Source organism: Candidatus Cryosericum septentrionale (assembly GCF_003570995.1).
Lineage (GTDB): Bacteria > Caldisericota > Caldisericia > Cryosericales > Cryosericaceae > Cryosericum > Cryosericum septentrionale.
The window spans coordinates 35012-47745 of record NZ_QXIY01000040.1 but is presented as its reverse complement, the minus strand read 5'-3'; the positions used below and the strand labels follow the sequence as shown (position 1 = coordinate 47745).

At 58.1% G+C, this 12734-nt stretch carries 12 protein-coding genes; 8 read left to right on the top strand and 4 right to left on the bottom strand.

Annotated elements, in window-relative coordinates; genetic code table 11:
* Nucleotides 1–381: DUF4143 domain-containing protein (locus tag SMC1_RS10900; RefSeq protein WP_207799384.1), on the top strand; the 381-nt coding region annotated here is incomplete at its 5' end.
* Nucleotides 382–916: 535 nt separating this feature from the next.
* Here SMC1_RS10900 and SMC1_RS08910 read toward each other — a convergent pair.
* Nucleotides 917–2995, bottom strand: coding sequence for an O-antigen ligase family protein (locus tag SMC1_RS08910; RefSeq protein WP_119086427.1), 2079 nt, complete (start codon nucleotides 2993–2995; stop codon nucleotides 917–919).
* Between the two features lie 109 nt (nucleotides 2996–3104).
* A complete protein-coding gene (locus tag SMC1_RS08905) occupies nucleotides 3105–3215 on the bottom strand; it encodes a stalk domain-containing protein (RefSeq protein ID WP_165849390.1) in 111 nt (36 codons plus the stop codon).
* Between the two features lie 244 nt (nucleotides 3216–3459).
* Between SMC1_RS08905 and SMC1_RS08900 the strand changes: the two genes are divergently transcribed.
* The 3 genes from SMC1_RS08900 (at nucleotide 3460) to SMC1_RS08895 (ending at nucleotide 5820) form a co-directional block, all read left to right on the top strand.
* Nucleotides 3460–4455, top strand: coding sequence for an IS110 family transposase (locus tag SMC1_RS08900; RefSeq protein WP_165849389.1), 996 nt, complete (start codon nucleotides 3460–3462; stop codon nucleotides 4453–4455).
* A 115-nt stretch (nucleotides 4456–4570) separates the two neighbouring features.
* On the top strand, nucleotides 4571–4747 hold the full coding sequence (locus tag SMC1_RS10710; RefSeq protein ID WP_165849388.1) for a hypothetical protein: 177 nt from the start codon (nucleotides 4571–4573) through the stop codon (nucleotides 4745–4747).
* An 80-nt stretch (nucleotides 4748–4827) separates the two neighbouring features.
* The gene (locus SMC1_RS08895; protein ID WP_165849387.1) at nucleotides 4828–5820 is read left to right on the top strand and encodes a stalk domain-containing protein; all 993 of its coding nucleotides are present in this window, start codon (nucleotides 4828–4830) and stop codon (nucleotides 5818–5820) included.
* 152 nt (nucleotides 5821–5972) lie between these two features.
* On the opposite strand, the gene SMC1_RS08890 is transcribed toward SMC1_RS08895, so the two are convergent.
* Nucleotides 5973–7259, bottom strand: coding sequence for a stalk domain-containing protein (locus tag SMC1_RS08890; RefSeq protein ID WP_119086423.1), 1287 nt, complete (start codon nucleotides 7257–7259; stop codon nucleotides 5973–5975).
* 257 nt (nucleotides 7260–7516) lie between these two features.
* Nucleotides 7517–8821: a hypothetical protein gene (locus tag SMC1_RS08885; protein ID WP_119086422.1), complete on the bottom strand. Its 1305-nt coding sequence runs from the start codon at nucleotides 8819–8821 to the stop codon at nucleotides 7517–7519.
* 514 nt (nucleotides 8822–9335) lie between these two features.
* On the opposite strand from SMC1_RS08885, the gene SMC1_RS08880 reads away from it, so the two are divergent.
* From SMC1_RS08880 to SMC1_RS08865, 4 genes are read left to right on the top strand one after another with little or no spacing between them, the layout of a single operon-like run.
* On the top strand, nucleotides 9336–10046 hold the full coding sequence (locus SMC1_RS08880; RefSeq protein ID WP_119086421.1) for a YveK family protein: 711 nt from the start codon (nucleotides 9336–9338) through the stop codon (nucleotides 10044–10046).
* Nucleotides 10030–10764, top strand: a complete 735-nt coding sequence (locus tag SMC1_RS08875) for a CpsD/CapB family tyrosine-protein kinase (RefSeq protein ID WP_165849386.1) — start codon at nucleotides 10030–10032, stop codon at nucleotides 10762–10764. Before SMC1_RS08880 ends, SMC1_RS08875 begins: the two co-directional genes overlap by 17 nt.
* Complete coding sequence (locus SMC1_RS08870) at nucleotides 10761–11411, top strand: tyrosine-protein phosphatase (protein WP_119086419.1); 651 nt, start codon at nucleotides 10761–10763, stop codon at nucleotides 11409–11411. The genes SMC1_RS08875 and SMC1_RS08870 overlap by 4 nt, the downstream gene beginning before the upstream one ends.
* A 12-nt stretch (nucleotides 11412–11423) precedes the next feature.
* Entirely contained in the window at nucleotides 11424–12725 is a 1302-nt protein-coding gene (locus tag SMC1_RS08865; protein ID WP_119086418.1) for a nucleotide sugar dehydrogenase, read from the top strand.
* Nucleotides 12726–12734 lie beyond the last annotated feature (9 nt).

The following is a 12734-nucleotide window of genomic DNA, read 5'->3' as shown; positions in this document are numbered from 1 at the left end:
GGGTTACTGGGGGCCATGGGCGATCTCGACGCAAGGACATTGATCGAAGGCAGCAGCATCTTCGAAGAGTTCAAGGGTTCGCTGACAGAACAGTACGTGCTGCAGCAACTGATCTCCGATCTTGGGCTGCGTGCCTTTTACCATACGACAGAGTGTTCTTCGGGAGAAGTCGATTTTCTGGTCCAGAGAGGATCAAATGTGATTCCCATTGAGGTCAAGGCGGCCGAAAACCTGAAATCCTGGAGCCTGCGAGCGTATTGTGACAGGTACGCTCCGGCGTATGCAGTCCGGACTTCCCTGTCGAACTTCCGAAAGGAATCATGGCTGATGAATATACCGCTGTACGCGATTGCGTTGTTGGACTCCATCGAAGAGTTGTGATATGGGGTCAGCTGGTAAATAGGTAGGGGTGGTACATCGGGCTGCCAGCAGTGCAACTCTCTCTGGCAGCCAACAACGGACCATCTGGCAGGTCGGCCTCGACGAGGTGCTCTCCGCCAGTCGGCCCTGCAGCGACATCAGACGCGTGGTACAGTAGTCGTCCCAGGTTCACCTGCACGAGTGCCACGAATTCGACACGACCGGGTCAGCCTTTGGCCTGTTCGAACGGTGTGCCGGACGCAGGTCCGGCTTACCACTCGTGACCCGAATGAGCAGCTGACCCCAAAGGGAGCACGCTTTCCTGTTGTTCTTCTCAACATAGTTAAAGAGGCCTTCCATAACACCAAACGTGTTACACGATACGTGTTACACGATACGTGTTACACCAAACGTGTGATATGGAGACGCTGTTCATTCCAGCCCAAAGTGGTAAATTCACCGTCCTTACGCCGAAGTTCCGTCATTCCCGCCACCTTCCGTCATTCCCGCGAAGGCGGGAATCCATCCTTTCATGTTACCGATGTACCACCCTCGGCTAATTACCAGCTGACCCCAAAGAACGCAGGCGCGCCATGGCCTCCACCAGGTTGGGGTTGATACGGCTGGAGTAGACCAGCTCAGAGCGCTCCATCGTGGTGTCGCCCATAGCGCGGTAGCACAGGGACAGCCCGTAGTAGGCGAACGTGTTGGTGAAACCCTGCTTGACCACCGTTGTCAGCAGTTCCTTGGCGCGCGCGGTTTCGCCCCGTGCGAGTGCACAGAAGGCCTGCGCCGTGACGGCATAGGGTTCTCCTTTCGTGATGGCCAGCGCCTCAGCAGCCTTTGCCTCCGCGCCCGCCACGTCGTCCCCGACGTAGACCATGGCCAGCGCCAGCCACCCCTTGATGGCAGCCAGCGTAGGATATAGGCGCTCGGCCTGCCGCAGGCAGGTCAGTGCCTCGGGGCTCTTGAGGTTGAGCTCCAGCATGCCCTGGCTCCACCATGGGCGGTAGTCCTCGGGCGTCAGTGTGCGGGCCTGCACGAAGGCCGAGCGCGCCGCCTCGGTGACCGGGCCTGTGACGCCACCCGCGAGCGCCCGTGTATACGTGCTGCCCAGCAGGTTCCAGTACATGTCGTTGCCGGGGTCGCGCACCACGGCATCCGTGAGGCGCTCAACCTTCGTGGCTGTTTCCAGTCCTCCCAGGCCCAGGGCGTACAGTGAGGCGACGCCCCGCTGGAGGGGCGCGAGTGCCAGCAGAAGCGCGAGCCCGCCCGCGATCAGGCAGGGGATGCGCCTGCCCCCGAGGATGTTTGTCCAATCTGAGGGGCGTTTCTGGCGGACCATCGCGCGGCGGTCGTCGCGGCTGAGCAGGTCATACGTCACAGTGCGAGTCGACAGCAAGGCCAGGCAGAGGAAGAGGATGGCAGACGCCACGGCGTAGACGTAGTCGACGTCCATGCACATGTGGAGGAAGTATGCAAGGGTGCCTGCCCACAGGCCGGTGACGGCCATGTCCTCGCGCGAACCGAACACGCGGTCCAGGCCGTGCAGGCCGCGCCGGGCGATCCAGGCGAACAGGGGCACGGTCCCCAGCAGGCCGGTCTCGGCCAGGAAGCGGAAGAAGAACGAGTGTGGGTCGATGCGGCGAGACACGTCCGGCACCCACTCGAACGCGGTCCACACGTGAGGAAAGGTCCCCAGTCCTGTACCTGCCCAGGCGTGTTCGCGGAAGAGGCGCAGCGCCAGCACGATCAGGTGGACGCGCGTGTCGTTGGATTGGTCGGCGCCACCCGTGACAAATGTGCCCAGTGCTGCCCCCTTGTCTGCGTTGAGCACCGCCGTGGCCCAAGTCACGCGGTTGAGCATAGTGAACCCTGCCGCCGCAGCACCGATGATGAGCACGCGCAGGAGGACGCGCCCCCTCCAGCCGCGTGGAGCCAGCAGGACGAGCGCAATCAGGCCAATGATGCCCGTCAGGAATGCCCCGCGCGACGTCGTGAGGTACAGCACCATGAGCAGGAAGCCCGCGCAGGCGTCATACAGGAGGCGCCAGTCGCGACGCCGGTCGCCCGTGGCCATGCCGACACTCAGCAGAATGCACAGGACGAGGAACCCGGCAAAGGAGTTGTGATACTGCCACAGGCCCCACAGTTGGCCATTCACGACGAAGTGGTACTGCAGGTTGCCCGCCCACAGGGGTGTGAAGTAGAACAGGGGTGACATCGCTGCCATGTAGTACGCGAAGGAGACAGCCGCCATGCCCATCCCGAGGAACAGGATACCGTTCAGGAAGAACTGCAAGTCTCCGCGCTCCTGGACCAGGTTGAGGACCATAACCGCAAGCAGGAAGGCACTGCCTAGCTTGGCAGCCTCGACCTGTGCGCCATACCCGTACGGGGACAGCAGGGTCAGAACGATGACGGCAGCCACCAGCAGCAACGACGACCAGTCGACCGACAGTACCACTAGGCGATGGTCCGGCAGCCACCAGAAGCACCAGGCGGCGAAGACGACCAGCGTGGCAGCCGCGAACACCCAGTCGGCGGTATACAGCACGACGTCTCCGTACCTGGTTCCGAGGGCGAGGCCGACCAGCAGGAGCAGAGTGGACAGCATGAACAGTCGTTTTCTCATGCGTTCATTGTATGCGCCGCACGTGCCCCTGCAACTCTGGGCAGTACCACATGAAAAACGCTGGCACGCGGCCGGCGCTTGATCGTCCTGCAAACCTGTCAATAATTGTTCAGGGCTTGACGAATACCAGCGTCACGCGCTGCAGCTCCGCGTTCCATATGACGAATGCGCCCAACTGCTCGGCGATGAACCGGACCGGCAGTATTCTGTCATCCTTCACCTCCATTTCGTACGATGGAGGGAGATACTATTGATAGTCATATGGGTGAGAGGAATGGGTAGATCGTACGTCCATGAAAGCAATGAGAGATCCTCATGAGCTTGTATCTAAGATGGATCGCCCTTCCAAAGTTTGTGGTGGATCAGAAGCGGAAGAAGGTTCTTCCAGCTTGGGTTGTGAACGAAATGAAACGCTCATGGAAGGGCAACCCATTACAAACTCTCCTCATACGGGGAGGTTTCGTATGACCTATTGTATCGGAATTGATGTTTCAAAGCAATCGTTAGAGCTATGGGATGGAACACACGAGGAGGAAGTTCCCAACGAGCGGGGGTTGAAGACCCTGAAGAAGCTCCTCAAGAAGAGGTATGGTACCAACTGGAACGAGGGAGGGTTCATCTATGAACCTACAGGACCCTATTCCAACTATCTGCGTGCATTTGCTGCAGAGCATGAGGTCCGGGTGGTTGAAGTGAATCCAAAGAAGAGTGCGAACTTTGCAAAAGTGCTGGGGAACAGATCGAAGACAGATGCCATTGATGCCAAGATGCTGTACACATTCCATCTCCTCCTAAAAGAAAGTAAGTTCTCTATCCCTGAGATGGATGAGATAGCGGAACAGCTCGGAGCATACCTTGGGAGCTATGAGATCATCCAGAAGACAAGAACCATGCTTTCCAACCACGTGCATTCTCTGGAGTACAAAAGTGGTGTGACGAGGAAGCTGAAAGAATCACTCGAGAAGGAGCTCAAGCATCTTGGTACGATAGAGGAACAGCTCGAGAAAGAAATGGAAGCATATGCAAAGGATCATCAAGAGACACGAGAAGACCTCAACAATCTTCTTTCCATGAAAGGGATAGGTGTCGTCTCTGCAATGAATCTCCTGTACCTCTTCAGAAAGTATCCTGGTGCTAATAGAAATGAGATCACAGCACTTGCGGGACTGGATCCCATCCAGAGGCAATCAGGTTCTTCCCTCCAGGGTGGAAGAAAGATCAGCAGAGCAGGAGATCCAATGCTCAGAAAGGTTCTGTACCTGGCTTGTATGAACAGTATCCAACACAATGAGTGCATACGAACGTTCTACAAGCATCTCGTGAGCGATAACCACAAAAAGCCCAAAGTTGCATTGGTCGCTTGCATGAGAAAACTTCTTCTCATCGCTCACCACCTCTACGTGACAAAATCCAAGTACCGGACTCTTGAACATGATGCCAATCTATGTTTGTCCTCTTGACACGGATCGTAGTATCTTGGATGAGTCGATGCGCGGTCGTCTCGATTGCAGAGAAAGACGTATACTTATTGAGAAGATCGGCTCAAGTTCGTGACGGGTTGTGAAGCAGCCGATCATGGAAGATGGATTCACGCTGATGGATGCGCTTGAGGTCTGGGCGCCCCCGTGGAGGCTGATCGTGACTGTCACTGTGGTACCAACGATTGTGGTCGCCGGCGTGCTGATGCTTGGCGTCTCGGGGGAGTCTACTTTGACGGCATTCGCGATCGTGTCTGGCTTAGACCCACTATGACGCTCCTGGACCAGGAGGCTGGTCAACACAGAGATGTCCTTGATCGTGGCGGTGGCTCGCCGTTCCCAGGAGTCGTGAACATGTCCACATTGAGGCGAGGCACGTCAACTCTCCTGGTGTCGGTTCTCGTGATATGCCTGACACTGGCAACCCCCGGACACGTGTGTGCTATATTGTCCTCGTCCTTGGCAGGGGCCATCGACGTCGCGTCAGGCAACGTCACGATTCAGGGAAAGACAGATGCAGGGGCCCTGGTCGTGGTCAACGGGCGTCAGTCCAGGGCGAGTACGGCGGGGACCTTCTCTGCGTCGTTCCCCCTGGCTCAAACGGCGACGATCGCTGTAGTGGGCAAGAGTCGGCCCGGATTCTCGATGCTGCTGAACCTCCCTGTTATCCCGTCGTTTGCCAGGCATGTGCTCCCTGTTATGGCCTTCAGCTATGACGGGACCAGCCGGACACTGGGGCTGGCCGGCAAGCTGACACACAAGCCCGCAGGTGCCGTGAAAGGATATGTGACGGACGCCGAGATGCGCGGGTCAACCTCCTTCGCAGTGGGGAAAGACTATCGGTTCAGTACGACGCTCCGTCTGGGCACGGGGCTCAACACCCTCCACTCCTATGTCCGGTACCTGTTGCTCATGCGCTACACGCTGCCCGACTTCACCGTTACGGTCGGCCCTGTGCCGCGGACCATCATTAGTCTCCAGGTCGGCAGTCCCCGCATGACGGTGGGCGGCGTGGTCAAAGCCATTGATGCGCAGGGGACCAAGCCCCTCATCAGCAATGGTACAACGATGGTCCCCATCCGTGCCATCGTCGAGTCACTGGGCGGAAGTGTCGGCTGGAACGCAGCCGCTCGTTGTCTCGACATCCGGCTCGGCTCGCGCACGGTCACCACCTGGGTGGGCAAAACAACCGCAACGGTCAACGGTAGCAGCAAGACGATGAGTACGGCACCCACCATCATTGGTGGCCGTACCATGATTCCCCTGCGTTTCGTAGCCGAGAACCTGGGTTGTCTGGTTGGCTGGGACCAGCCCACCAAGGGTGTCACGGTCGTGTACGGTGGATAGAACGACTGATCGGTTGCCATGCAGTATCTGGCATCAGTGGAGCATGAGCTCTTTCGGGCAGGGAGCGCGGTGAAGACCGCGTGCCGTTAGGTTCACTCCGCGCCAGGATCTGAGATACCCATCAGTTGCACTGGCGATGAAGGAAGCGGTATTTACAGGGAATTGCCACCGCCGTCAGTCAGCTTCGGAGTACCCTGATTCAACAAAGCCCCTGAATCTATGGCATGCATGTTGCTGAGTTTACCCGAAGCATACTCGATGGCAACCGACACGTTGGCCAACCCCCATGCAGGGCCGCCTGTATCACTGATGGTCCAGCCGTCGAGAACGAAGTCGGTGAGCGGACCGCGGCTCGAAGAGGCATAGATAGCGTAATAGGCATTCGATACAGACCAACCAGTGGCGGTGATATGATTACCTCCAAACACTTGGAGGGCGCTCATTTGGCGACCCGAAGCCTCGATAGTCCAGCGATTGGCCGTGAAGTTTGTTGGGAACAGGGTTGAAGTAGCTGTTAGGTAAATTGCCCACGCGAGAAACGGCTGAGAGGTCGTCCCGTTGGCTCGGCTGTTGCAAACGACCATGTCGTTGAGGGTAATGTCATGACAGTTGAAGGCCTGAATGATGCCGTTCTGGCCGAGGACAAAGCCGTCAAAAATCAGGCCCTGCATCGCGATGTTTCCAGCTACGCCGTTGAAGCCAAAACCGAATTGGGGATTACGCCCGTGGCCTGCTCCCGACAGGATGACCGTTGCGCCTGCCGCCGGCCGGACCACGACGGGCCGCGTTCGGTTAATATTGATGACCGTGTAGCCAAGATGATACGTCCCTGCAGCCATTTCAATCACGTCAACGGATTCGTTAGCGAGAAGGGTCAAAAACGTTGATTTAGTATCACGTGTCATGAAGAAAGCGACGCCATTGATCACCAGCGGCAGCGGCGGGCTCGTCACTTTCAGGGTCAGCGTGACCCGCTGCAACGTCGAGTTCCATGTGACGACTGCCCCAAACTGCTGGGCGATGAAGCGGACGGGCACCATCATGCGACCGGGCGCCCGGACGTAGGGCACGAGGTCGGGGTTGCTGTCGATGGAGACACGCTTGCCGTTCACCACGGCATAACGGTTACCAATGGTCAGGACGATGGTTTTTGTGCCCAGGACGATGGTGACCCTGCGGGTCCTGGCGTTCCACTGGGTGGTGCCGCCCAGAGCATTGATGATGGGCGCGATGGGGGAAAACGTACGGCTACATTTGATCTGGGGGTCTGCGTCGATTTCGCCGTCTACATCGTCGACCTTGAGGATCTTCGAACCGATGGTCATGGCGATGACCCTGTTGACAACGGTCTCAGCGGCGGAGACCTTGGCATCAGTCGGTACCGTGATTTCAGTCAGACACAGCATCACGCAAAGAAAGATAACCGTGAGTCTGTTCACGATTCCTCCTGAAGACAGTAGATCATGTCCTACAGGCGGAGTGTATCACGACAAGTCAATGTTTATATGGAATGAATTCTACAGCCCGGACGCTTTGCTTCAACAGGGAAGCAGCGACACTCCCGCTTGGAATGATGCATCTACCACATCACCATTCTTCACAGAATCGTCAACATGCTCTCTCTGCTTGTAGACACGCGCTTTCTGCCAAGATTCAAGCCATCCATCAGCCACGGTGGCAATGAAGGCAGTGGTACTTATCGGGAGTTACCACCACCATCGGCCAGCATCGGGTCGCCATAATTGAGCAGAACCCCAGATGCCGTGGCGTGCATGTTGCTGACTTTGCCCGAAGCATGTTCAACGGCGACCGACACGTTGGGTTGCCCCCATGATGGGCCACCCGTATCGCTGATTGTCCAATCATCGAGAATGAAATCGGTGAGTGGGCCTCGGGCATTACTGGCATAAACCCCGTAGTAGGCGCCAGTCACTCCCCAGCCAGAGGCGGTAATATGGCTACCCCCCATCACCTGCAAGGCACCCATTTGGCGATTAGCCGAAACATCAACAGTCCAGCGATTTGCCACAATACGCATGGGACAAATGCTTTCATAGAAAGTAATGTATACTGCCCACGCGTGGTACGGCTGAGCGGTCGTCCCGTCACATCGGCTGTTGCGAACGACCATGTCGTTGAGGGTGATGTCGTGCGCCTTAAGAACTTGGATGATGCCGTGCTGGCCGAGGATGAAGCCGTCGAAAATCAGACCCTGCATCGTGATATTGCCCGCCACGCCGTCGAGGCCAAAAGTGAACTGACCATTAGGACTGGCGACGTCTCCTGACATGGTAACCGTCGCGCCTGCGACTGGCCGGACCACGACGGGTCGCGTTCGGTCAATGTTGATGATCATGTAGGCAAGATGATAGGTCCCCGCGGCCATTTCAACCACATCAACAGTCTCGTCAGCAAGGAGAGTCATGAAAGTTGAGGTCGAATCACTTGTCGTGAATGGAACAATGCGCTGGGTGGGCGTCGTCGGTGTAGGAGCGGGTGCAGGAGTAGAAACGCTTGTTTGCTCGGCGGTAAATGCGGTTGCGTGCGAGCTGAGTGAGGTTGTCCTGATGAGCGCTACGGCGCCTGCTGCATCCTGGTTGTCTGCAGACTGAAGCAGTTGCGTCATCAGAGTGGCGGTCGACTGTTCAAGGCTGATGGCAACTGCATCAGCATTCGAGATGCTGGTTACGGTGGCTGCTATCGTGTTTGCAGCAGAGACCTGGGCGTCAGTTGGCACAGTGATTCGCCATTTGACGAAGACCTTCTTCAGTGTGGCGATTATCGAGATCTCGTCTGCCACTACGGTGCCGAAGGTCGTCAGTGTCGGATAGTTGGCGAAGATGTCCTGGTAGGTGTCGCGCATGAGGTACTCTTGTTGCAGGCACGAAGTGAGAGCGGTGCCACTCGAAGTTGTAAGACGGCTGGCAGCTGAAGCGGTCGGAATACTGGTTGCGGTTAGACACAGCATCAGGCAGAGAAGTGTGACTGTGATCCTGTTCATACTACGTACTCCTGTGAAGCAAATTTAGAGGTCATGTCCTGCAACTTACAGGTCGAATCCTACAGTTTACACGTCATGTCGAGCAATGAAGCTTATACTTCTTACGCGCGTAACATATCACAGATATGTGAATCGCACAAGGATAGAAACATGAAGGTTATGTGAAGAAACATGAGTGCCTCTCTAGAAGCTGGTTTCCTGACCACACTCCCTCGCCACATTGCGCATCCGCGGGCATTTTACCTCTCAGGGAAGAGTGAATCGCCCTTCACTGTCTGCAGACGTGCCTGCAGACAGGTCCCTCTCCACTCCGCTGACATCGTGCGGCAGATGACGCCGCATCCCTCTTGCAAATCCTGGGGAAAGTTGTAAAAGGTTAGCACTTGAAGAGCCTCGGATCTTCCGGAGATTATTGTAGCGCAGAGAACAGCTGGAACGTATGGCCGCGCGGTGCCTTGGGCATATCCACGCGGAGCTGCTTTGACAAAGAAACAGCTTGGAGAGGGTTCCCACCATGGAAGACACACTCAGTCTCAAAGATGTTCTTGACATTCTTCGTCGTCGTTTCTGGATCGTCCTCTTGGTCGTCTTTGTGGCAGTGGTGCTGGCAGCCCTGCTGTCCTACGTGATCCTGCCGCCCGTCTACCAGGCCGACACCTCACTGATCGTCAACCAGCGCCAGAACGTGGCGCAGTCTACCGCTGGCGTCGACATTGGCCAGATCGAGACGAATCGTTCCCTCGCCGTCACGTACGCCAAGATTATCACCAGTCGTGCCATCCTGCAGGACACGATCGACACGCTCAGGTTGCCCGAGACGGTGAAACAGCTCACCAAGATGACCACCGTCCAGGTGGAGGGCCAGACCGAGATCATCGCGGTCAGCGTCAAGGACAAGGATGCCGCACGTGCTGCGCTCATCGCCAACACTGTGGCCAGCTCGTTCATCACCCAGCTGCCCACCCTGGTCAACCGGGTCGAGAACGTCAGCGTCATCGACCGGGCCGTGCCCGTGACCGACCAGGTCAGCCCGCGTCCTCTCCTCAACATTGCCGTGGCGTTCGTGGCTGCGCTCATCCTCGGCGTCCTGCTCGCCTTCCTTGTGGACTACTTCGACGATACGGTCAAGACACCCGACGACATCAAGAAGCTCTTTGGCCTCCGCGTGCTCGCGGTCGTTCCGGATATGAATGCAAAAGGGGCCCGCCATGGCCGTGCCTACTAAGACCGACAGCCACGGCTACGGCGGCTACAAGGGCTCACGCAGCCCGGTGGCCGAGGCGTTCCGTGTCCTGCGCACCAACCTGCAGTTTGCTGCCGTCGACAAGGATCTCAAGGTCATCCTGGTGACCAGCCCCTCCCCCAACGAAGGCAAGAGCACGATCGTGGAGTACCTTGCGCAAACCATCTCCCAGACAGGCAAAAAGGTCATGGTGCTGGACGGTGACCTCATCAGCCCGACCCTGCACCTCTACTTTGGCATCCCCAACCAGCGAGGGCTCTCCAACCTCATCGTGGGGGATGCGGACTTCACCGTGTTCACGCGCCTCAAGGAGTACCCCAACCTGTCGGTCATCACCACCGGACCCATCCCGCCCAACAGCTCCGAGCTCCTGGGCAGTGCCCGCATGAAGCACCTGATGGACCGCCTGCGGGAGGAGTACGACGTGGTCATCATGGACAGCCCGCCCATCCTTCCCGCCACCGACGCGGTCGTGGCCTCGTCGCTGGCCGACGGCGTCATCCTTGTCGTCCAGGCCGGCCGTACCCGTAGCGGTGAGGTGCACCATGCACAGGAGATGCTGGAGGCAGCGCACGCCAACCTGCTGGGGGTCGTGCTCAACCGTGCTCGCCGGGGCGTCAACGACTACTACGACACCCGTACCTACGGCGCCTACAGCACGGAACCCGCCAAGCCCGAGGAGGCGCCGGCCCAGTCATGAGCATCGTCGACATCCACTGTCATATCCTGCCGGGGCTGGACGACGGCTCACCGGACATGGCCACTAGCGTCGCCATGGCGCGTCTCGCTGTGGCAGCAGGCATCGGCACCATGATTGGTACGCCACACTGGATCGAGGACGAGCACGAGACGGACCCCGCCGTCGTACGCCAGACTGCCAGGGACCTGCAGGCGGAGCTGAACAGCCGGGCCATCCCCCTCACCGTCCTGCCGGGCAACGAGGTCCTCATCTGCCCCGACCTGCCCGACCGGGTGAAGAAGGGCGACGTCCTGACGCTCGCCGACCGGGGCACGCACCTCTTGCTCGAACTGCCCTGTGAGGACCTGCCCACCTACGTGGACGATGTCATCTTCGGGTTGCAGCTGCAGGGCATCACCCCTGTCCTTGCCCACGTCGAGCGCTACACATACGTCCGCAGTGACTGGCATGTCCTGGACCGCTGGGTCCAGCGTGGCTGTCTGGCTCAGGTGAATGCATCGAGCCTCGACCGCGGCAGAGGCGACGACCTCGTGCAAGACCTGATGGACCGTGGTTTGGTCGCCTGCACCGCGACGGATGCGCATGACGCGGTCAGTCGGCCGCCAGTGATTCTGCATCATTCGTTCTCTGACTTGAAACTGCATTAAGGAGTGCATCGCATGGAAGAATGGAAACCGCGTTCGGTAGGTGTCATTGGTCTTGGGTACGTCGGTCTGCCGCTTGCTGTTGGATTTGCCCAGGTGGGGTTGACCGTCCGTGGTGTGGAACAGAACGCCGAGAAGGTGACCCGTGTGAATGCCGGCGATTCCTATATCGATGACGTAACCTCGGCACGTCTGCAGGCGGTTGTTGCCAGTGGTGAGTTGACAGCATCGACTCAGTTCTCGGCGCTCAACGACTGCGACGCGGTGGTCGTATGCGTCCCCACGCCGCTGACCGTCAATAAGGCGCCCGACGTATCGTACATCGAGAACGTCTCCCGTGCACTGGTGCCATATCTTCACAAAGGAGAGCTCGTTGTACTCGAGAGTACGACCTATCCCGGGACGACTGATGAGGTCATGTTGCCCATCCTTGAGAGCAGCGGTCTCAAGGCAGGAGCGGATTTCTATCTTGCGTTTTCGCCCGAGCGGGTAGACCCTGGCAACGCTCACTATAACACGTTGAACACACCCAAGGTTGTCGGCGGACTGGACGCTGTTTCGACGGAACGTGCCTGTATGCTGTATGCGCTGGTCGTTCCCCAGGTCTACTCCGTCAGCTCGTGCCGGGCAGCCGAGATGACCAAGCTGCTTGAGAACACCTTCAGGCTCGTCAACGTTTCGCTTGTCAACGAACTGGCGGTCCTGTGCGAGAAGATGGGCATGGACATCTGGGAGGTCATCGAAGCTGCCACGACCAAGCCATACGGCTTCATGCCATTCTACCCGGGACCTGGCATCGGCGGGCACTGCATCCCTATTGATCCGTTTTACCTGTCGTGGAAAGCCAAGGAGTACGACATTGACCTGGAGTTTGTTGAGACGGCGGGTAAGGTCAACGATGCCATGCCTGGCTACGTCGTGGACAAAATAGCGTTTGCGCTCAACTCGGTCGGTCGAGCGATGCGTGGCGCGTGTGTGCTCGTACTTGGCGTGGCCTACAAGAAGGACATCAGCGACCTGCGCGAGTCTCCTGCGCTCAAAGTGCTGGAGAAGCTGCAGCGGTGGGGAGCCCACGTCAGTTACTTCGACAGCCATGTAACTGAAGCACGTGTGGCAGGAGTGACACTGAGGTCGCTCCCGCACCTGGACGCTGAGGTGGTGCACAGCGCTGACTGCGTGGTCATCCTGACCGATCACAGCTCGGTGGACTACGCCATGGTCGAGGACAATGCGCGGCTCATCGTCGACACGCGCAATGCTATCAAGCACAAAGGTCCCAAGGTCTTCAGGCTTGGGGACGGGACAGACAGACAATGAAGAGCCCAG

What these genes read in the sequence shown, in the direction of transcription:
- SMC1_RS08875 (WP_165849386.1), top strand. Translation starts at nt 10,030, where the DNA reads ATGGCCGTGCCTACTAAGACCGACAGCCACGGCTACGGCGGCTACAAG.
- SMC1_RS08885 (WP_119086422.1), bottom strand. Translation starts at nt 8,821, where the DNA reads ATGAACAGGATCACAGTCACACTTCTCTGCCTGATGCTGTGTCTAACC.
- SMC1_RS10710 (WP_165849388.1), top strand. Translation starts at nt 4,571, where the DNA reads ATGGAAGATGGATTCACGCTGATGGATGCGCTTGAGGTCTGGGCGCCC.
- SMC1_RS08900 (WP_165849389.1), top strand. Translation starts at nt 3,460, where the DNA reads ATGACCTATTGTATCGGAATTGATGTTTCAAAGCAATCGTTAGAGCTA.
- SMC1_RS08895 (WP_165849387.1), top strand. Translation starts at nt 4,828, where the DNA reads ATGTCCACATTGAGGCGAGGCACGTCAACTCTCCTGGTGTCGGTTCTC.
- SMC1_RS08865 (WP_119086418.1), top strand. Translation starts at nt 11,424, where the DNA reads ATGGAAGAATGGAAACCGCGTTCGGTAGGTGTCATTGGTCTTGGGTAC.
- SMC1_RS08870 (WP_119086419.1), top strand. Translation starts at nt 10,761, where the DNA reads ATGAGCATCGTCGACATCCACTGTCATATCCTGCCGGGGCTGGACGAC.
- SMC1_RS08880 (WP_119086421.1), top strand. Translation starts at nt 9,336, where the DNA reads ATGGAAGACACACTCAGTCTCAAAGATGTTCTTGACATTCTTCGTCGT.
- SMC1_RS08910 (WP_119086427.1), bottom strand. Translation starts at nt 2,995, where the DNA reads ATGAGAAAACGACTGTTCATGCTGTCCACTCTGCTCCTGCTGGTCGGC.